This is a genomic window from Streptomyces sp. D2-8, assembly GCF_023184515.1.
Classification (GTDB): Bacteria; Actinomycetota; Actinomycetes; order Streptomycetales; family Streptomycetaceae; genus Streptomyces.
Genome location: NZ_JAAHBP010000030.1, coordinates 1 through 18,162, shown reverse-complemented (window position 1 = coordinate 18,162; position 18,162 = coordinate 1). Strand labels below are relative to the sequence as shown.

At 72.4% G+C, this 18,162-nt stretch carries 19 protein-coding genes and 3 pseudogenes; 13 read left to right on the top strand and 9 right to left on the bottom strand.

What is annotated here, in order from left to right:
- Positions 1-258 precede the first annotated feature (258 nt).
- Positions 259-1,611, top strand: a complete 1,353-nt coding sequence (locus tag G3I77_RS36690) for a diacylglycerol kinase family protein (RefSeq protein ID WP_248510945.1) — start codon at positions 259-261, stop codon at positions 1,609-1,611.
- A 74-nt stretch (positions 1,612-1,685) separates the two neighbouring features.
- On the opposite strand, the gene G3I77_RS36685 is transcribed toward G3I77_RS36690, so the two are convergent.
- Positions 1,686-2,012, bottom strand: coding sequence for an antibiotic biosynthesis monooxygenase (locus G3I77_RS36685; protein WP_248510943.1), 327 nt, complete (start codon positions 2,010-2,012; stop codon positions 1,686-1,688).
- Positions 2,013-2,128: 116 nt separating this feature from the next.
- Here G3I77_RS36685 and G3I77_RS36680 point away from each other — a divergent pair, with 116 nt between their 5' ends.
- Complete coding sequence (locus tag G3I77_RS36680) at positions 2,129-3,079, top strand: DUF1731 domain-containing protein (RefSeq protein WP_248510941.1); 951 nt, start codon at positions 2,129-2,131, stop codon at positions 3,077-3,079.
- 7 nt (positions 3,080-3,086) lie between these two features.
- Here the strand turns inward: G3I77_RS36680 and G3I77_RS36675 are convergent, their stop codons facing one another.
- Entirely contained in the window at positions 3,087-3,953 is an 867-nt protein-coding gene (locus G3I77_RS36675; RefSeq protein ID WP_248510939.1) for a hypothetical protein, read from the bottom strand.
- A gap of 106 nt (positions 3,954-4,059) precedes the next feature.
- On the bottom strand, positions 4,060-4,206 hold the full coding sequence (locus G3I77_RS36670) for a hypothetical protein (RefSeq protein ID WP_179878731.1): 147 nt from the start codon (positions 4,204-4,206) through the stop codon (positions 4,060-4,062).
- Between the two features lie 137 nt (positions 4,207-4,343).
- Here G3I77_RS36670 and G3I77_RS36665 point away from each other — a divergent pair, with 137 nt between their 5' ends.
- Positions 4,344-4,772 (top strand): hypothetical protein, encoded by a 429-nt coding sequence (locus G3I77_RS36665; protein WP_248510938.1) that lies wholly within the window; start codon positions 4,344-4,346, stop codon positions 4,770-4,772.
- Between the two features lie 229 nt (positions 4,773-5,001).
- The gene (gene pgm / locus G3I77_RS36660) at positions 5,002-6,642 is read left to right on the top strand and encodes a phosphoglucomutase (alpha-D-glucose-1,6-bisphosphate-dependent) (protein WP_248510936.1); all 1,641 of its coding nucleotides are present in this window, start codon (positions 5,002-5,004) and stop codon (positions 6,640-6,642) included.
- 54 nt (positions 6,643-6,696) lie between these two features.
- Here the strand turns inward: pgm and G3I77_RS36655 are convergent.
- Positions 6,697-7,349, bottom strand: a pseudogene (locus G3I77_RS36655) (DUF5949 family protein).
- Between G3I77_RS36655 and G3I77_RS36650 the strand changes: the two are divergent.
- The 4 genes and pseudogenes from G3I77_RS36650 to G3I77_RS36635 all read left to right on the top strand — a co-directional run.
- A complete protein-coding gene (locus G3I77_RS36650) occupies positions 7,342-7,629 on the top strand; it encodes a zinc-ribbon domain-containing protein (RefSeq protein ID WP_248510935.1) in 288 nt (95 codons plus the stop codon). The pseudogene G3I77_RS36655 and the gene G3I77_RS36650 sit on opposite strands and share 8 nt — an antisense overlap.
- Before the next feature lie 289 nt (positions 7,630-7,918).
- Complete coding sequence (locus tag G3I77_RS36645; RefSeq protein WP_248510934.1) at positions 7,919-8,404, top strand: SRPBCC family protein; 486 nt, start codon at positions 7,919-7,921, stop codon at positions 8,402-8,404.
- 231 nt (positions 8,405-8,635) lie between these two features.
- Complete coding sequence (locus G3I77_RS36640) at positions 8,636-9,643, top strand: peptidase (protein WP_248510933.1); 1,008 nt, start codon at positions 8,636-8,638, stop codon at positions 9,641-9,643.
- A gap of 83 nt (positions 9,644-9,726) precedes the next feature.
- Positions 9,727-10,228, top strand: a pseudogene (locus tag G3I77_RS36635) (glycosyltransferase); the annotation flags it as partial.
- Here G3I77_RS36635 and secD read toward each other — a convergent pair.
- The 4 genes from secD to G3I77_RS36615 all read right to left on the bottom strand — a co-directional run bounded on the left by secD (position 10,218) and on the right by G3I77_RS36615 (position 14,675).
- Positions 10,218-12,455 (bottom strand): protein translocase subunit SecD, encoded by a 2,238-nt coding sequence (gene secD, locus G3I77_RS36630; protein WP_248510932.1) that lies wholly within the window; start codon positions 12,453-12,455, stop codon positions 10,218-10,220. The pseudogene G3I77_RS36635 and the gene secD overlap by 11 nt on opposite strands.
- Before the next feature lie 86 nt (positions 12,456-12,541).
- A complete protein-coding gene (locus G3I77_RS36625; RefSeq protein ID WP_248510929.1) occupies positions 12,542-12,967 on the bottom strand; it encodes a hypothetical protein in 426 nt (141 codons plus the stop codon).
- A gap of 68 nt (positions 12,968-13,035) precedes the next feature.
- The gene (locus tag G3I77_RS36620) at positions 13,036-13,719 is read right to left on the bottom strand and encodes a response regulator transcription factor (RefSeq protein WP_248510927.1); all 684 of its coding nucleotides are present in this window, start codon (positions 13,717-13,719) and stop codon (positions 13,036-13,038) included.
- Between the two features lie 2 nt (positions 13,720-13,721).
- Positions 13,722-14,675, bottom strand: a complete 954-nt coding sequence (locus G3I77_RS36615; protein ID WP_248510925.1) for a sensor histidine kinase — start codon at positions 14,673-14,675, stop codon at positions 13,722-13,724.
- A 374-nt stretch (positions 14,676-15,049) separates the two neighbouring features.
- On the opposite strand from G3I77_RS36615, the gene G3I77_RS36610 reads away from it, so the two are divergent.
- The 5 genes from G3I77_RS36610 (at position 15,050) to G3I77_RS36590 (ending at position 17,750) form a co-directional block, all read left to right on the top strand.
- Entirely contained in the window at positions 15,050-15,361 is a 312-nt protein-coding gene (locus G3I77_RS36610; RefSeq protein WP_248510923.1) for a TraR/DksA C4-type zinc finger protein, read from the top strand.
- A gap of 44 nt (positions 15,362-15,405) precedes the next feature.
- The gene (locus G3I77_RS36605) at positions 15,406-15,777 is read left to right on the top strand and encodes a TraR/DksA C4-type zinc finger protein (protein ID WP_248510922.1); all 372 of its coding nucleotides are present in this window, start codon (positions 15,406-15,408) and stop codon (positions 15,775-15,777) included.
- On the top strand, positions 15,774-16,598 hold the full coding sequence (locus tag G3I77_RS36600) for a rod shape-determining protein (protein WP_248510914.1): 825 nt from the start codon (positions 15,774-15,776) through the stop codon (positions 16,596-16,598). Before G3I77_RS36605 ends, G3I77_RS36600 begins: the two co-directional genes overlap by 4 nt.
- Before the next feature lie 425 nt (positions 16,599-17,023).
- The gene (locus G3I77_RS40985) at positions 17,024-17,284 is read left to right on the top strand and encodes a hypothetical protein (RefSeq protein WP_308311440.1); all 261 of its coding nucleotides are present in this window, start codon (positions 17,024-17,026) and stop codon (positions 17,282-17,284) included.
- Between the two features lie 103 nt (positions 17,285-17,387).
- Entirely contained in the window at positions 17,388-17,750 is a 363-nt protein-coding gene (locus tag G3I77_RS36590) for an NUDIX domain-containing protein (protein ID WP_248510911.1), read from the top strand.
- Positions 17,751-17,972: 222 nt separating this feature from the next.
- Here the strand turns inward: G3I77_RS36590 and G3I77_RS36585 are convergent.
- Positions 17,973-18,162, bottom strand: a pseudogene (locus G3I77_RS36585) (IS256 family transposase); the annotation flags it as partial.

Genomic DNA, 18,162 nt, shown 5'->3' with positions numbered 1-18,162 from the left:
TCACCAGGTCAAGGGAGGGCAGGCTCGAAGGAGGGGAGGGGGCGTGCCGGTGTGCCCCGGTGCGCGAAACCGCGCCCATGAGGCCGCGTACGCTACCGATGGCTCCGCCCCCAGGGATCTTCACGTCGGACGTGCCCGGCGGTGGGGGAGCCGTCCAGGACGGCAGTGGCGGAGCCGACGCGTCGGCGGGCACCATGGTCACGGCCGGGCGCGCGGGTCGAAGGTCCGCCCGTGCCGGCCTTCGAGCGGAGGGACGACATGGGATCGGCGATGGACGAACGGTTTCACCGCCGGCAGAGATGGGCCGCCAGGGGCGCCCTGGCCGCGGCCGCCCTTGCGGCCTTGCTGCCGCTCGTCTCCGGCGGTCTGCGAGGGCTGCTGCTGCTCGTGGCAGGTCTTGCCGGACTCGCCCTGACCGCGGCCGCGCTCTGGTGGGTGCTCTCCCGGCGAGGAGTGGTCCGTATCGCGTCGGCCGCGCTGGCCGTCGTCGCGCCCGTCGGTCTCATCACCCTCTTCGCCGCGGCGAATCTGCTCTGGGTGGTCTTCCTGTCCCTGCTCCTGTGGTGCGGGGCGGTCTGGAGCGGCCGCTACGCCCTGCGCAGCACGGGCCTGCGATCCGTACGGGTCAAGGAGTACCGCACACCGCCGCCCCTGCGCCCCTTCCTGCTGCTCAACCCGCGCTCCGGCGGCGGCAAGGTCGAGAAGTTCCACCTGCAGGAGAAGGCCGAGTCGCTGGGCGCGCAGGTCCTCCTGCTCGACCCGGACCAGCATCAGGATGTCACCGCCCTGGCCAAGGCCGCCGTGGCCGACGGAGCCGACCTCCTGGGCGTCGCGGGCGGTGACGGCACCCAGGCCCTGGTCGCCGCGGTCGCCGCGGAACACGGCCTGCCGTTCCTCGTCATCGCCGCCGGCACGCGCAACCACTTCGCCATGGACCTGGGCCTGGACCGGGACGACCCCTCCACCTGCCTCGACGCCCTCACCGACGGCGTCGAACTCCGCGTCGATCTCGGGTTCGCGGATGACCGTCCGTTCGTCAACAACGCCTCGTTCGGTGTGTACGGGGCCGTCGTCCAGAGCCCCGGCTATCGCGAGGACAAGGTGGGTGCGGCCCTGGATCGCCTGCCCGACCTGCTCACCCGGCAGAGCGGCCCGCGTCTGACGGTCACCGCCGACGGCGCCACCGTCGCCGACCCGCAGGCGATCCTGGTCAGCAACAACGCCTACCGCATGGACGACCCCTTCGGCTTCGGCCGGCGCGAGCGGCTCAACTCCGGGCGGCTGGGCGTGCTCGCGGTCCGCGTGGACAGTGCCGTGGAAGCGGCCGAACTCCTGCTGTCCCCCCGCCCGGAGGGGCTCACCGTGCTCACCGCCCAGCGCGTCGTCGTCGAGGCCGACGCGCCGCAGCTGGAGGTCGGCCTCGACGGCGAGGCACTCACCATGCCCGCCCCCGTCCGCTGCCGCATCGCCCGCCGCGCCCTGCGCGTCCGGGTGCCCCGCAACCGTCCCGGAGTCCCCGAGGCGCCCCCGCGTCTCGACTGGCGCCGGCTGCGCAAGCTGGCGGCGGCGGTCGGCCGCACCGCCGTACCCGCGCGTTCCCGGCGCACCTGAGCGCCGGTACGGCCGTCACGCACGAGGTCCCCCATGCGGTGCGGCATGGGGGACCTCGTGCGTCGCGCCGCCGGTCACGCCTCCTTGGGCGCGGCCTGCTGCACCACCTCGAAGGACCACAGCGTCGAGCCGCTCGCCGCGGGCTTCGGCCGCTCGCCGCCCTCGCCGCCGCCCTGGTGCGCGCTCTTCATCGGCCCCTCCATCCAGGCCTGGAACGACTCCTCGTCACGCCACCGGGTGTAGACGAGGTAGGTGTCGGTGCCCTCCACCGGGCGGAGCAGCTCGAACCACTCGAACCCGTCGGAGTTCTCCACGGCGTGTGCACGGGAGGCGAACCGCTTCTCCAGCGTCTCCCGCTGCTCGGCGGGCACGGTCAGTACGTTGATCTTGACTACGCTCATGGGCCCATCTTGCCCGATGGCGCATCCGCGCAGGTTGAGCCCTACGGCACCCGAAGGTTTTGAACGCGTTCAAATATGGGCTAGGGTCGCTCTCGGACATCGAGGGGGAGGCCTTCGTGAAGTTCGTGATACCCGGCGGCACCGGGCAGGTCGGCACGGTCCTGAAGCGCGCGCTGAGCGCGGCGGGACATGACGTCGTGGTGCTCAGCAGGCACCCCGCGGGGCCGGGTGAAGTGCACTGGGACGGCGCGACCCCGGGGCCCTGGGCGGCGGAGATCGACGGCAGCGATGTCGTGGTCAACCTGGCCGGCCGGAGCGTCAACTGCCGCTACACGCCCGCCAACCTCCGGCAGATGATGGACTCACGGGTCCACTCCGCCCGGGTCGTGGGCGAGGCCATCGCCGCAGCCGGCCGGCCGCCCCGGGTCTGGCTGCAGATGAGCACCGCGACCGTCTACGCGCACCGCTTCGACGCACCCAACGACGAGGCCACGGGCGTGATCGGCGGCACCGAACCCGGCGCACCCGGCTACTGGGGATACAGCGTCGACATCGCCAAGGCCTGGGAGCGGGAACAGGAGAGCGCCGACACCCCGCACACCCGGAAGGTGGCCCTGCGCGCCGCCATGGTGATGAGCCCGGACCGCGGCGGCGTCTTCGACGTCCTGCTGCGGCTGGCCCGGCTCGGCCTCGGCGGGCCCGTCGACGGCGGCACCCAGTACGTGTCCTGGATCCACGACCGGGACTTCGCCCGGGCGGTCGAGTTCCTCGTCGCCCGGGACGACATCGAGGGCCCGGTCAATCTCGCCGCGCCGGGCCCCGTGCCCCAGCGCACCTTCATGCGCGCCCTGCGCGCCGCGTGGGGCGTCCCGGTGGGTCTGCCCGCGACGCGCTGGCTGGCGGAGATCGGCGCCTTCGTCCTGCGCTCGGACACCGAACTGCTGCTGAAGAGCCGTCGGGTCGTCCCCGGCCGCCTGCTCGACGCGGGTTTCGTCTTCGAGTGTCCCGAGTGGCCGGCGGCCGCGGACGAGCTCGTACGACGCGTCCGCGGCCGCGCGGTGAAGTGACCTCGGGTCAGCTCTGCCCCTTGCCCTGCTCCAGGACCTTGCCGGTCATGTCGGTGACCTGCCCGGCCGGCGGCTCGTCCGCCTCGACCTCGGTGCCGAAGTCGGTGAAGTCCATGACCGTGCGGACCGTGACCTTCTCGGGCGCGGCCGAGGCGTCGGAGGAGGAGCCCTGCGTCGCCGCCGGGGCCTTGAGGGTCATGTCGATCTGCTGACGGCGCATCCGGCCCTCGTCGTCCAGCCACACGTCCATCGGCAGGGTCGGGCCGACCTGCTTGCGCAGGGTGTCGCCGTTGGGCAGCTCGGCGACGTCGACCGAGACGCGGTAGTGCGTGGTCTGCACGCCGTTGACCGTGGCCGTGCCCTTCTCGGTCACGTCCTTGTCGGTGATCGCCTTGGCGTATGCCGCGGACTGCGCCGGATCGCTCATGGACTGGTCGCCGGTGCCCTGCCGCGCGGCGACCTTCCCCAGGTCGATCTTGATCCAGGGCTTGCCGCCCGGCGCCTGACCCTTGGGCATCTTCTGGTAGAGGACCTGATCGATCACCCGTTGCTCGATCTGCTGCCCCTGCACCGTGAGCGTCATGACGCTGTCGCCGTCGTCCAGGTCCACCACGCCCTGCCCGTTCGCGGTCTGCGAGGCGCCCTCGGCCGAGGTCCGCACCCGGAGCTTCACCTTGGCGGTGTCCTGCTCGGCCGTCCTGTCGTAGGCCGAGCGCACCGCCTGCGTGCCCTGCTCCCGGGCACCGGCGCTCGATTTCGCCGAGGTGCCGTCGCCCGGGTCGCCGTCGTCGCCGCAGCCGACCAGCACCGTCCCCGCCAGGACTCCGGCGACGCCTAAGGCACAGACCCGCCCGCTGTTTCCCGCCCTGCCCATCGAACCAGCTCCTCTCAGGTGTGTGGTGCGACCCAAGTGCCCAAGCCGGGCATGAACACACCTGTGTGTCCAAGGAGTTGGAAACCGGGAGGAACGGTCGACCCGGTCAGTGGCGGCCCCTGAGCTTGCCGAGCAGACGCTGGGCCTGGGCCCGCTTGCGGGGGTCGGCCGCGGCCCGCCGTGCCTGGTCCACGGCCCGCCGCCCCTGCGGGCTCCGGGCGAACTGCTTGATGCGATCCAGCATTCCGGCCATGACGCACCTTCCTTCCTGTTGCGATGTGGCTTGCCTGCAGCACATCTACCCTTCGGCGAGGTGCTCAGGCGCATCCTTGCCCGGTCGGTGGGCGACCGAATGTGTTTGCGTCCGGAGTCAGAGGCAAGTCGGTGTCCATGACTGAAGAGAACAAGCGCACGAATCAGAAGCCGACCACCGTACAGACCGCCGAGTCCAAGGCCCGCCGCACGGCGGACAAGGCGACGGCGCCGGCGTCCCAGGCGGCGAAGGGCGCCGCGGGCAAGGCCGGTGAGGCGGCGTCAGCGGCCAAGTCCGGCGCGGAACGCTCCGCCGAGTCGGCGAAGGCGGCCGCGCAGACCGCGGCCAAGGGCGTCGAAGTGGGCCGCCAGGCGGTCGTCACGGCCTCCGGCCACGTCGCCGCCACGGCGAAGACGGCCTGGACGGTCATCGCCCACCGCAAGCTCGTGGCCGCGGGCGTCGGAGCGGGCCTGACCGCCCTGGGCGCGGCGTCCTACGCCGTCGGACGCCGCGCGGAACGCGGCGCGCACGGCCCCCTCACCCGGCTCACCGGCGGGCGGATCTGAGCACGACCGGCGCGCTGGACGTGCCGGCACGAGGGGAGCAGGCGGCGCGACGCGCCACCGGGTGTACCGGTGGTCCGTAGCGCCGCCTCCTCGTGCTCCGTGCCGCTTTCTTCCGCGTGGTCTGGCGCACATCCGTCCGTCACCGGGGTGCCCCCCTCGCGCGGCGCCGCTGTGACGAGGAAGGATGAGACCACAAGCGAAGGATCAACCCATGCGGAGGAGCGGGCCCATGCAGCACGAGCGAGCGGGACGTCCGGCCGGACCCGAAGATCTCGTCGATGTCGCTCGGCTGGTCACCGCGTACTACGCGCGCCACCCCGACCTGGACGATCCGGGGCAGCGCGTCACGTTCGGGACCTCCGGACATCGCGGATCGTCACTGGCGAGCGCCTTCAACGACGATCACATCGCCGCGACCAGCCAGGCCATCTGCGAGTACCGCGCCGGCCAGGGCATCGACGGCCCCCTCTTCCTGGGCGCCGACACCCACGCCCTGTCGGAGCCCGCGCGCGTGACCGCCCTGGAGGTGTTCGCCGCCAACGAGGTGACCGTGCTGATCGACGACGCGGACGGCTACACGCCGACCCCGGCCGTCTCGCACGCCATCCTCACCCACAACCGCGTCCGCACCGCCGGCCTCGCGGACGGCGTCGTCGTCACGCCCTCCCACAACCCGCCCGCCGACGGCGGGTTCAAGTACAACCCGCCCAGCGGAGGCCCCGCCGCCTCCGACGCGACCTCCTGGATCCAGGACCGGGCGAACGAGATCATCCGGGGCGGCCTGAAGGACGTACGGCGCGTCCCCTACGCCCGCGCCCTCGCCGCACCCACCACCGGCCGCTACGACTTCCTCGGCACCTACGTCGCCGATCTGCCCGGCGTGCTCGATCTGGACGCGATCCGCGCGGCCGGCGTCCGTATCGGGGCCGACCCGCTCGGCGGAGCGTCGGTCGCCTACTGGGGCCGCATCGCCGAACAGCACGGCCTCGACCTCACCGTGGTCAACCCGCACACCGATCCCACCTGGCGGTTCATGACGCTGGACTGGGACGGCAAGATCCGCATGGACTGTTCGTCGCCGTACGCGATGGCCTCGCTCATCGAGCAGCGCGACCGCTTCCAGATCTCCACCGGCAACGACGCCGACGCCGACCGGCACGGCATCGTCACCCCGGACGCGGGCCTGATGAACCCCAACCACTACCTGGCCGTCGCCATCTCCTACCTCTACGCCCACCGCGACCGCTGGCCCGCCACCACCGGCATCGGCAAGACCCTGGTCTCCTCCGCCATGATCGACCGGGTCGCCGCCGACCTGGGCCGCGAGCTGGTCGAGGTGCCCGTGGGCTTCAAGTGGTTCGTGGACGGACTGGCCGGCGGCACCATCGGCTTCGGCGGGGAGGAGTCCGCCGGGGCGTCCTTCCTGCGCCGGGACGGCTCCGTGTGGACCACCGACAAGGACGGCATCCTCCTGGCGCTGCTCGCCTCCGAGATCACGGCGGTCACGGGAGAGACCCCCTCCGAGCACTACGCGGCGCTGACCGCCCGCTTCGGCGAACCGGCGTACGCGCGCATCGACGCGCCCGCCTCCCGCGAGGAGAAGGCCCTGCTCGCCAAGCTCTCCCCGGCCCAGGTCAGCGCCGACACCCTGGCCGGGGACGCGGTCACGGCGGTGCTCACCGAGGCCCCCGGGAACGGCGCGGCCATCGGCGGCATCAAGGTGACCACGGACAACGCCTGGTTCGCGGCCCGCCCCTCCGGTACCGAGGACGTCTACAAGATCTACGCCGAGTCGTTCCTCGGCCCCGACCACCTCGGCCGGGTCCAGGAGGAGGCCAAGTCCGTGGTGCTGGCGGCCCTGTCCGGCTGACGCCGGGCACACCACAGCCCGGGCCACCCTCACGTGGCCCGGGCTGTACGCGCGTCAGCTGCGCAGGCTGCGGGCGGGCAGGACGACATGCGCCGCCGAGGCCATGGCGTCCTCGTCGGAGGTGAAGGCGGCGAGCGTTTCGACGTCACCGGGCTCGGCGCCCTCCGGCCACGGCCGCGTGGTGAAGATGAGGTACGCGTAGCCGAGTTCGCCCACCGCCTCCAGCCAGGTCTCCGGCGGGACGAACTGGGACTTGAGGTGCTGCACGGTCAGGACGGCCGACCCGGGCACGACCAGCAGGCTGACCGGCAGGCTTGGCCCTGGGCCGCGTGGACGAGTCCCTCGCCCAGGGGGAGCCCGGCGCTCAGCAGCAGCTGCTCGATGGCCTTCGACGTGCCCTCCGGACCGTTCGCATCGTCTCCGAGGGAGCAGGCCAGGAGGTAGGGGACGTCCCCGTCGGGGTCGTGCCCCGCCAGGACTGGACGACGAGGGAGCTCAGGTCGTCGGTGGGCACGGACTGCGTTTCGGGTGAGATCGAGGTCACCGCGGAACCGTATCGGCGCGCCGGAGGCACCCGGCCCGCCGTCACCCGACTGGAGCAGCCCCCGCCGGGCTCTCCACACGAACGAGGGGCCCGCGCGCCCGACATGCCCGCGATGCAGGACACTGGGTGAAGATCCGACCGGGAAGGACCGACACGTGATCATCTTCGGCACCAAGGGATACCTGTACCAGCTGGCGATACTGACGCTGGTGTGCGGCCAGTGCAAGAACCCCGCCGCCCACACGCTCAGGAAGCGCGTCACGAAGTTCACCCTGTTCTTCGTCCCGCTGTTCCCGATCTCGACGAAGTACCTGACGCAGTGCACCTTCTGCGGCGCGGAGCAGAAGGTGACCAAGGAGCAGGCGGAGCAGCTGCAGACCCAGAGCACGAACGACCCGAGCGGCCAGGCATACGGGCAGCCGCAGCAGCACGACCGGTTCTGATCCCGGCGGCCGGACCGCTTCGGCACACGCCTCGACGCCGGTCACCGGCGCCGGGAACGCCGACGGCACCGTCAACCGTGCACCGATCTCCTCCGTGTGGGCCCTGCCCCGCGGCCTGACCGTACCGGGCCGGCGGTGTGCGGGCGGCATCCCGTCCGACCGTCTGCCACGGCGCTGATCGCATCCGATGTGGCAACCGGAGCATCCCGGGTACTCGGCCTCCACAGGCCCGGACCTGTGTGGGCCGATGGGCCTCCTGCAGGCGATCAGTGAATACGGAGGCATTCAGATGAGCACCATCAAGGAAACCGTGGAAGTCGACGTCCCCGTCCACACCGCCTACAACCAGTGGACGCAGTTCGAGGAGTTCCCGAACTTCATGGAGGGCGTCGAGGAGGTGCGGCAACTGGACGACCGCCACAACCACTGGACCACCAAGATCGCTGGGGTGAAGCGCGAGTTCGACACGGAGATCGTCGACCAGCTGGCCGACGAGCGGGTCACGTGGCGCACGACCAGCGGAGACACCCACCAGAGGGGCTCCGTCCGCTTCGAGCGCCTGGACGACACCCACACCAGGGTGGAGCTCGTACTGGAAGTCGAGCCCAGCGGAGCGGTGGAGAAGGCCGCGGACATGATGGGCACGATCGACCGCCGGGTGAAGGGCGACATGAGGCGCTTCAAGCAGTACATCGAGGAGCGCGGAATCGAATCCGGCGCGTGGCGCGGCCGCGTCCAGCCGGGCGGCCCCAGCGGCCCCGGCCCCATCCTCTGACACCAGCCGCAGCTTTCCGAACCCGGCCTCCACGGTGAGGCCGGGTTCTTCTGTGCCCGCGTGTCCCGCTCCGCGCGGTGAGGGCGTGACTTTCGGCCAACGTCATGACATGCACCTGTCCATATCGGCCTCCTGGTGGCACGCTGCCCCCTGACCGTCCGCAGTGACACCCCTGCCTGACCGGGTGGACCGGCTTCCCGCCGCCCGGCCCCCACAGCAGAAGGAGACCGCGTGATAGGCCGACCCCGCAGCTCCCGCCCGTCCGGCGGCAGCACCCGTGCCCGCCGCTCCGTGCTCGGCGCGCTCGCCGGCGTCGCCGCGCTCCTGGCGACCGGCGTCGCCGCCGCACCGGCGAGCGGCGCACCGGACACCGGCGTGACGACCGCCTCGGCGCAGGAACGCGCCCTGGCCTTCTGGACTCCGCAGCGGATGCGCGAGGCCACCCCGCTCGACCTCCTGACCGTCGACCGCACCGACGTACGGGCACCGGCACCCCGCAAGGGCAAGGAAGCGGTCGTGGCTCCCAGCGCGCCCGCCTCCGCCATGGGCCCCCTGGCCTTCCCGCACCGCGGCGGAGCCTGGTCCGGCGGGGGAGCGGTGACCAAGACCGCGGGACGGGTGTTCTTCAGCCACCAGGGCCGCACCGCGTCCTGCTCCGGCAACGCCGTCACCAGCGCCAACAAGAGCACCGTGATCACCGCGGGCCACTGCGTGAAGCTGGAGGGCGCCTGGCACACCAACTGGGTGTTCGTACCCGGCTACCACGACGGCCAGCGCCCGTACGGCACCTGGGCCGCGTCCAAGACCCTGTCCACGCCGCAGTGGACGGCCAGTGAGGACATCAACTACGACATCGGCGCGGCCGTGGTCGCCCCGCTGGACGGCAAGAAGCTGACCGACGTCGTCGGCGGCCAGGGCCTGGCCTTCAACACCGGCTACAACAAGGCCATGTACTCCTTCGGCTTCCCTGCCGCCGCACCGTACGACGGCGAGAAGTTCATCTACTGCAGCGGCACCACCACCCGCGACTTCCTGCTGTCCAGCGACCACGGCCTGACCTGCAACATGACCGGCGGCTCCAGCGGAGGCCCCTGGTTCACCCAGTTCAGCGAGGCCACCGGGACGGGCCTGCTGTCCTCGGTGAACAGCTTCAAGTACAACTTCCTGCCGAACGCCATGTACGGCCCGTACTTCGGCGCGGACGCCCAGAACCTCTACCAGAGCGCCCAGTCGTCCTGACCCACCGTCCCACCGGGAGCCGGGTCCTCCGCCACACCGGGCGGAGGACCCGGCTCCGGGCGGTGGTGCGACACGTCGGCGGGCCAATTTTCGTCCACGTGCGGCCATGCACCGTGTCTCCTCCGCCCGGCCGGTCCACACTGGGACCCATGCGCGCGCTGCGGACGGCGGGACTGCGCGGCATCATCCAGCAGGGCTGGGCGGGCCTCGCCGCCCGCGGCGACGACGATGACGTGATCACCGTGGACGACGTGCCGCACGCGCTGCTGTTCCCCCGCACGGCCGCCGTGGTCCACCACGCCGGAGCCGGCACCACCGCGGCCGTCCTGCACGCGGGCGTTCCCACGGCTCCGGTGCCGGTGCAGTTCGACGGCGGTTTCTGGGCGGCGCGCCTGGTCGCCCTGGGGATGGCCCCGTACGCCGTCGACCCTGCGCCGCCTCACCGCCGAAACCCTGGCCTCCGCCCTGCGCCACGCCACGGGCGACCCTCACCACCGGAGCCGCGCCCAGAAGTTGGCCCGCGGCCTGGCCGAAGAGGACGGCGTGGCCCCGGTCCGGGCCGCGCTGGACCGGCTCACCTCCTGACCGGTCCGCGGTGGTGGAGCCGGATCGCGACGGGCGCCGCGGTGAACACCGAGGAGTACGTCCCGACGACGAGCCCGATGAGCAGCGCCAGGGCGAAGTCCGTGAGTGAGGAGCCGCCCAGCACGGCGAGGGCGGTGAGCATGAACGCCGCGCCCGTGCCGGTGTTCACCGTGCGGGGCAGCGTCTGCAGGATCGCCCGGTTCACGGTGCCGGAGAACGGCGCCCCGGGACTGCGCCGGGCCAGTTCCCTGACGCGGTCGAAGAGGACGACGGAGTCGTTGACGGAGTAGCCGATGACGGTGAGCAGGGCCGCCAGGAACACCCCGTCGACGGGCTTGCCGAGCCAGGCGAAGACTCCGAGCAGGATGACCACGTCGTGGACGAGGGCGACGACCGCGGCGGAACCCAGCACCCAGCGGAAGCGAGCCGCGAGGTAGACGAACTGCGCCCCGAGGGCCACGGCGAGCGCGATCAGCGCGCCGTGGCGCAGCTCCTTTCCGAGACTGGGACCGATCAGCTCGTCCCGGACCTTGTCCGCCCGGCCGTCGAGTTCGCGCAGGGCACCGGTGACCTCCGACTCTTCGGCGTCGGTCAGGGGATCGGTGCGCACCGTCAGACCCGTGTCGCCGGAGGACTGCACGACCGCACGGGGGAACCCGGCGTCGGCGAGGGCCGTACGGACCCGGCCGGGATCGACGGGGCTGCTGGTGGAGTACTCGATGAGGCGGCCTCCGGTGAACTCCACGCCGAGGTCGACGCCGCGCACCGCGATGCCCGAGCCCGCCAGCACGAGCACGGCCGCGGAAGTGGCCAGCCAGCGGTGCGGGCGGCGCATCAGCAGCGGGTTGCGACGGGCGAGGCGGTCGCGGACCGCGCCGGTGGTGGCGATGCCGGTGAGACGGGGTCGACGGCGTACGCCCGGGCGGCTCACGGCGAACTCGGCGAGTACACGGCTGATGACCAGGGCACTGAACATGGAGGCGAGCACACCGATGCCGAGGGTGACGCCGAAGCCGCGCACAGGCCCGGAAGCGAGGAAGAACAGCAGAGCGGCCGCGATCAGCGTCGTGATGTTGGAGTCGGCGATCGCGCTGAAGGCGTTGCGGAAGCCGGCCGCGAGCGCCGAGCGGATGGTGGGCCGGCGGCGGACGGCGTACTCCTCGCGCGCCCGCTCGAAGACCAGCACGTTGGCGTCCACGGCCATGCCGATGGCCAGGACGAAACCGGCCAGGCCCGGCAGGGTCAGGGTGGCGCCGAGGGCGGCCAGGGCGGCGTAGGAGACCAGGCCGTAGCAGGCCAGGGCGAGGGCGGCCAGGGCACCCATCAGCCGGTAGACGGCGATGATGAACAGCGAGGTCAGCGCGGTGCCGATGGCCGCCGCCCAGGCACTGGCGGTGATGGCCTGCGCGCCCAGGGTCGGACCGACGGTGCGCTGCTCGACGGTCTCGACGGGCACGGGCAGGGCCCCGCCGTTGATGAGCAGGGAGAGTTCGCGCGCTTCCTCGGGGCTGAAGGAGCCCGTGATCTGGGTGGCGCCGTCGCGGATGCCGGTCCCACAGGCGAGAGACGGGTCGACCTGAGGGGAGGAGATGACCTTGTCGTCGAGGACGATGGCGACCCGCCGTGCCGGGTCGCCCGCCCCGTGGCAGGCGGCCTCGCCCGTCAGGCGGGCCCAGCCGGCACCGCCGGCGCCTTCGAAGCCGACGGTGACGTGCCATCCGGCGCCGCCCCGCTGGTCGAACCGGGCGGCTGCCTCCTTGACGTCCTCGCCGGTCAGGGACGTGGGACCGAGGCGCAGCGGCGAGCCGGACTCGTCGGGCAGGACGCGTTCCCGGGGGCGCTTCGGCAGCGGCCGGGAGGTGCCGCCGGCCTCGTCCGCGATGCCGAGCACGGGGTGGAAGGTGAGCTGCGCGGTGCGGCCCAGGACGTCGGCGGCCTTCCTCGGGTCCTGTACACCGGGCAGTTCGACGATGATCCGGTCGTCGCCGGAGCGCACCAGGGTGGGTTCGGCGACGCCGAGCGCGTCGATGCGGCCGCGCAGCACCTCCAGGGTGCGGTCGGTGGCCGCGCTGTCGGCGCCGGCCGTGGTGGAGCGGGTCTCGAGCACGATCTGCGTCCCGCCGCGCAGGTCCAGTCCGAGCCGGACCGGCACGGTGACAGCGACGAACAGAGACAGGGCGAGCACGGCGAGGGCGAGCAGCGCCCTCACACGCAGGAAACGGTTCAACGGGGCCTCCGGCAGGCAGGCACGCCACGGCAGCGGCCGGCGCGGGCCGCAGCGGAGCGGGTGGGGACGTGAAAAGGGACGGGGCGTCAGGTGCCGGAGAACATCGGGGGCGCCCGCCCCTGGTCCTGGGCCGCGTGTGGCTGTGAGGAGGGCACAGGCCCGGTGGACGCCTGGTGCGGGCCCGGAACCGGGCACGGGACGGTGTCCGCGCTCCGGCCGCGGGTGCCGAGGTGTCCGCGAGGGGCCGGGTGCTCGCCGTGCGGCTCGTGGCGGGTGGCCGCCCGGACGGTGCGGGCGGCATCGCATCCGTCGTCGGCGCGCGTCCCGTCGTACCGGTGATGGTCCGCCGCCGCAGATGCGCCGGGCACTCCCGTGCCCGATGTGCCGTGCGACGGGGCGACGATGCCCAGGGTGGCCAGCACCGCCAGGACGACGACTGCCACGGCCGCGGCGACGGGGGAGCGGGGCCGGGTGGTGCCGGTGACGGGCGCCGTGCGCGCGGTGTCGTGCACCGTCCCCCCTCTCGTCGTGGCGTGCGGGCCGGGCCCGGCTCCCCGGCGGGAGGTGGGCGGCCGGTGGGTCAGGGTTCGATCAGTCCGGCGCGGATGGCGTAGCGGGTGAGGTCGAGACGGTCGCGCAGGCCGAGTTTCTGCAGCAGGTTGGCGCGGTGGCGCTGGACGGTCTTGATGCTGATGAACAGCAGGTCGGCGATCTCCTTGGAGGAGTGGCCCTCGGCGACCAGTTTGAGAACCTCTTCCTCGCGGGGGGTGAGGATCTGGTCGGGGGTTTCCTGGCCGTGGCGGGCCCGGTCCAGGTAGTTGCGGATCAGGGCGGTGACCGCGCCGGGGTACAGGAAGGGCTCGTCCCGCATCGCGGCCCGGCAGGCCGCGACCAGGTCCCGGTCGGCGACGGACTTCAGCACATACCCGCTCGCGCCGGCCTTCAGGGCCTGGAAGAAGTACTGCTCGTTGTCGTGCATGGTGAGCATCAGGATCCGCAGACCCGGTTTGAGGGCGGCCAGTTCGCGGGCGGCCTGCAGGCCGGTCAGGCGCGGCATGGCGATGTCGAGCACGGCCAGGTCGACATCGCGGGTGCGGGCCAGCTCGATGGCCTCGGCCCCGTCACCGGCCTCGGCGACCACTTCGAGGTCCGGCTGCTGGTCGAGGATGAGCCGCACACCGCGGCGGACCAGCGCGTGGTCGTCGGCGAGCAGGATGCGGATCGTGCTCGAATCCGTCAGGGCGGGAGTGGCCGTGTCGGGCATGGTCAGGGCTGCTTCCTTGCAAGGGGCGCGGTGAGCTGGACTCGGGTGCCGGCCCGGGGTGCCGGGGTGATCTCGAGGGTGCCCCCGACGAGCAGGGCCCGCTCGCGCATTCCGCGGATACCGGCGCCTTCGCGGGGGGCCTCGATGCCGCTGCCGTCGTCGGTCACCGTCAGCACCACGCCGTCGTCGGCGCGGCGCAGGGCGACGGTGACCCGCCCGGCGTCCGCATGGCGGGCGACGTTGGTCAGCGACTCCTGGGCGACGCGGTAGAGGACCAGTTCCGTCTCCGGCGCCAGAGCGGGCAGGTCGGCGTCGAAGCGGCGTGTGACCAGCAGCCCGGTATGGGTGGCGAAGTCCTCGCTGAGCGAGGTCAGCGCGCTCGCCAGGCCCAGGTCGTCCAGCACTCCGGGCCGTAGCCGGCGCACCAGGCGACGGACCTCGTCCAGGCTCTCCCGGGTGATCTCCTGCAGTTCCTGCAACTCCTTGCGCAGCGGCTCCGGTGCGTCGTCCGCGGAGCGCTTGAGCCCGAGCAGGATCGCGGTCATGCTCTGGCCGACCTCGTCGTGCAGTTCCTGAGCGATGCGGCGGCGTTCCCCCTCCTGGGCCAGCAGAGCCCGGGCGCTGCTGGCGGCCCTCTCCTGCTCCAGCCGCTCCAGCATGGCGTTGAACGTACGGATGAGTTCGGCGACACCGCCGCCGCCGGACGCGGGCAGGCGCTGGCCGGGGCGCAGCAGGTCGACGGTGGTCATCAGCTTGGTGAGCCGGTCCAGCGGGGCGAGACCGAACCGCAGCAACGCGGCGTTCGCGACGAGCATGACGACCAGACCGCCGACCAGGATGACCGCCTCGGTCAGCAGCACCGGCACGGAGACGGTCACCGGAGCCCACAGCAGCAGGGCCGTGGCCGTGCCCAGCACCACGGCGTTGAGGGCGAAGATCCGCCAGAACAAGGACACCGGCCCTGCGCCTCCCCTTCTGCGACCTCGGTCTCACCTCCACTGTCGGGCATCGCGGAGCCCACCGCGTTCGCGGCCCGGGCGCTTGAGCAAGCCTGTGGTCAGGCTGCCCCCTTCCCGCGTGTCCCGTCCATGGGACCTGACCCCCATTTCCCCGGGCACGCACCACCCATGGCGCGGCCGCATGGGTCCCTCGCCCCGGTGCAAATGGGGCCCGCGCCCGATGGGTATCCGCCGCGGACCGGGCCAGGCTGGAGCACACACGACCACCCGACAGCCGACGGGCGGCCCGGCAACGCCGCCGGGCCGCTCGCCGCGCATGACCGGCCCGCGCAACCGCGGGCCTGCCCCATGCCGCCGAGAAAGGCACCGCCATGTCGCTCGATGTCACCCGGGCCGAGCCCCACCCGCACGAGGCCCGCCGGCGCCTGGAACATGCCCGCGCCTCCCGGCTGGCACAGCTGCGTGCCCTCGACGAGACCGAGCGCAGCTCGGACGATCATCTGCTGTCCGCGCAGAAGACGGCGATGGAGCGGGCCCTCGAAGAGATCGAGGAAGCCTTCACCCGCATCGACGACGGCACTTACGGAATCTGCGTGGGCTGTGCGAAGCCCGTTCCCGCGGAACGGCTGGAAATCCTGCCCTACACCCGCCACTGCGTCGCCTGCCGGCGCCGCGCGGCCTGACCCCGCCCGTACCGACCTCCTACGCCCTGCCGCAAAGGGGTGACGTGGTGAACCACCAGACCATCGACGAGGGCACGACGCACCTGTCGGCCGAGGACCTCGCAGCGCTGCGCGAGAACCTCCACGAGCAGCGCCTGTTCCGCCAGGAGCAACTGCGCCTGCTCGCCGGACCGGTCACCTCCCGGGCCGAGGACCGGCGGCAGCGGGCCGCCGCGCAGATCGAGGTCCGCGTCAAACTCACCGCCTCCGCGCGCATGGTCCTCACCGACGTCGAAGCAGCCCTCAACCGCATGGACGAGGGCTCGTACGGCGCCTGCCACCTGTGCCGGCGCCCGATCGAACGGGAACGGCTCATGATCGTGCCGCAGGCCCGCTACTGCGCCCGCTGCCAGCAGGTCAAGGAGGCCCAGCCATGACCGAAGCACCCGACCTGCCCGGCGACGCCACCCGTCACCGGCCGTGGCCCATGTGCCGGCGCTGCATTGGCATCGCGCTGGACATGGGCAGCGCCCGCACCCGCGTCTGGCTCGCCGGCAAGGGCACGGTCGTCGACGTGCCCACCGTCACCCTCCCCGGCACCGGCGCGGTCCATCCCGCCCAGCGCGGCACCATCATCGACACCCCGGGGTGTTCCCGGATGCTGCGTCGCCTGCTCGGTCACCGGCTGCCCCGGTTCACCCGCCCCATGGTCATCGTCACCACTCCCGTCCTGGACGGCGTCGCCTACCGCACCCGGGCCCGCGCCGCGGTCGAGGTGCTGCGGCCGCGCAGCGTCCTGACCGTTCCCAGCGCCCGGAGCATCGCCCTGGCCGCCGACGCGGACCTGTCCCGGCCGCTGGTCGTGGTGGACATCGGCGCCCACCTCACCGACGTGGTCCTGCTGTGCGACGGCGCCGTCACCGACGCGCACCGCACGGCCCTGGGCACCGGCGACCTCGGCGAGACGACCACGCCCGAGCAGATCGTCGAAGCGGTGGTCACGATGCTGACCGCGATCCGCCGCCACGACCGCACCTCTGTCACCGCCGGTGCTCTGCGGCGCGGCATCCTCCTGGCCGGCGGGGGAGCCCTGCGCCCCGAGATCACCCACCCGCTCACCGCTCGTCTGAAGGCACCGCTGCGCATCGTCCCGGCCCCGCACACCGCGGCCGTCCGGGGCGCGGCAAGGTTTCTGCAGGCCGCCCACAGTCACCCCTCCGCCTCCGCGGCCCTCCCGCCCGTTGCCCACCCCTACTGAGCCGCGCCCCGTCCCCGCGCACGGTCGGCACCCGTATGCGCCGCGTCCACCGCCGAAAGGAGGACACATGCCGGGCCGCACACCCCCACCGATGCCTCCGCGGGAGCCGCCCCGGGTCATGTTCTGGCGCCTGCGGCGCAACCCCCTGCGCCGCCGCAGCGACCTGGCCCAGACGTGGATCGGCCTCGGCCTGACCCTGGCGGTGCCGGCGGCCGGCCCTCTCGCCCTGTTCCTCGTCGGCGACGCCGCCCAGCGCCACTACTCCCGCACCGCCCGGCACCAGGCCGCCACCCGCCACCACACGACGGCGGTACTCGTCGAAGACGCCCGTCACCACCCCGAACCCGGCTCCGCCGAAGGGAGACAGACCCCCTACCCCACCAAGGTCCGCTTCACCGACCCCTCCGGACGCACCCACACGGCCCATGCCGACGCCGCCGACTCTCCCCAAGGGCAGCACCATCCGCGTCTGGGCCGACACCGACGGAAAGCTCACCGACCCGCCCCTGAGCGCCGATCAGATCCGCAGCCGTGCCATGGGTTCCGCCCTGATCGCCGTCCTCGGCGTCCATGCCGCAGCAGCCGCCGCCTACGGCACGGCCCACCGCGTCATCCATCACCACAACCTCGCCGCGTGGGAAGCCGCTTGGACCAGAACGGCCCGTCGCTGGACGACATCCCCGTAGCCTCGGGCTTTCGCCCGGGCGGAGTTGAGGCGGGCGGGCAGGTGGGTAGTGTCCGGGGAGGGAGCAGATCGAGGTCGTTCCGGAGAAGGTGGCCTGGGTTTTGGTGCGTGACGGGCGGGTGCTGGTGACGGGCAACCGCGGTGTGGAGGTCTTCTACTTCCCGGGCGGGAAGCGGGAGCCGGGTGAGTCGGATGCCGAGACCTTGGAGCGCGAGATCGCCGAGGAACTCCGGTCCCGGGTCGACACCGCCACGATGGTGCACGTCGGCACCTTCGAGACGCGGAGGGACCACGACGGGGGCACCGAGTTCCGGATGATCTGTGACACCGCCGAGTACACCGGTCCGCTGGTTCCTTCAAGAGAGATCGCGGAGTCGGACTGGTTCGGCTATGGCGACCGTGCGCGGGTCTCGGCCGTGGACCGGATGGTGTTCGACGCGCTGCACACCTCTGGCCGACTGCCCTGACGAGCAGGCCCGCTGAGCGGACGAGAATGCCCTGCAGCCGTCCGAGCCGCCCAGGGACGGCTCGAACGGCTGTTTCGACGGGCTGAGCCTCGACCGGGAACCCTGTAACCGGGCAGGGAGCTACGCGTGGTGTGCTTCTGTTGTCGTCGACGACGGAAGCGACGACACCGCCTCCCCCGGACGGGGTCTGTGTAGTGAACGGTGGAACTCGGTCGGTTTTCTTCAGCGTCGTCCGGCGGTGAGCCGGCCGTCGAAGGTGATGTCGAAGGCTTGGAGTGCGGCCTGCCAGCGCATGGTCCAGCGTTTGCGTCCGGTGCCGGTCGGGTCCAGGCTCATGACGGCCAGGTAGACGCATTTGAGGGCGGCCTGGTCGGTGGGGAAGTGCCCTCGGGCCCGGACGGCCTTGCGGATC

What these genes read in the sequence shown, in the direction of transcription:
- G3I77_RS36690 (WP_248510945.1), top strand. Translation starts at nt 259, where the DNA reads ATGGGATCGGCGATGGACGAACGGTTTCACCGCCGGCAGAGATGGGCC.
- G3I77_RS36670 (WP_179878731.1), bottom strand. Translation starts at nt 4,206, where the DNA reads ATGGCCGGAATGCTGGATCGCATCAAGCAGTTCGCCCGGAGCCCGCAG.
- G3I77_RS36610 (WP_248510923.1), top strand. Translation starts at nt 15,050, where the DNA reads ATGTCGCTCGATGTCACCCGGGCCGAGCCCCACCCGCACGAGGCCCGC.
- G3I77_RS40985 (WP_308311440.1), top strand. Translation starts at nt 17,024, where the DNA reads ATGCCGACGCCGCCGACTCTCCCCAAGGGCAGCACCATCCGCGTCTGG.
- G3I77_RS36685 (WP_248510943.1), bottom strand. Translation starts at nt 2,012, where the DNA reads ATGAGCGTAGTCAAGATCAACGTACTGACCGTGCCCGCCGAGCAGCGG.
- pgm (WP_248510936.1), top strand. Translation starts at nt 5,002, where the DNA reads ATGCAGCACGAGCGAGCGGGACGTCCGGCCGGACCCGAAGATCTCGTC.
- G3I77_RS36665 (WP_248510938.1), top strand. Translation starts at nt 4,344, where the DNA reads ATGACTGAAGAGAACAAGCGCACGAATCAGAAGCCGACCACCGTACAG.
- G3I77_RS36620 (WP_248510927.1), bottom strand. Translation starts at nt 13,719, where the DNA reads ATGCCCGACACGGCCACTCCCGCCCTGACGGATTCGAGCACGATCCGC.
- G3I77_RS36645 (WP_248510934.1), top strand. Translation starts at nt 7,919, where the DNA reads ATGAGCACCATCAAGGAAACCGTGGAAGTCGACGTCCCCGTCCACACC.
- G3I77_RS36600 (WP_248510914.1), top strand. Translation starts at nt 15,774, where the DNA reads ATGACCGAAGCACCCGACCTGCCCGGCGACGCCACCCGTCACCGGCCG.
- G3I77_RS36675 (WP_248510939.1), bottom strand. Translation starts at nt 3,953, where the DNA reads ATGGGCAGGGCGGGAAACAGCGGGCGGGTCTGTGCCTTAGGCGTCGCC.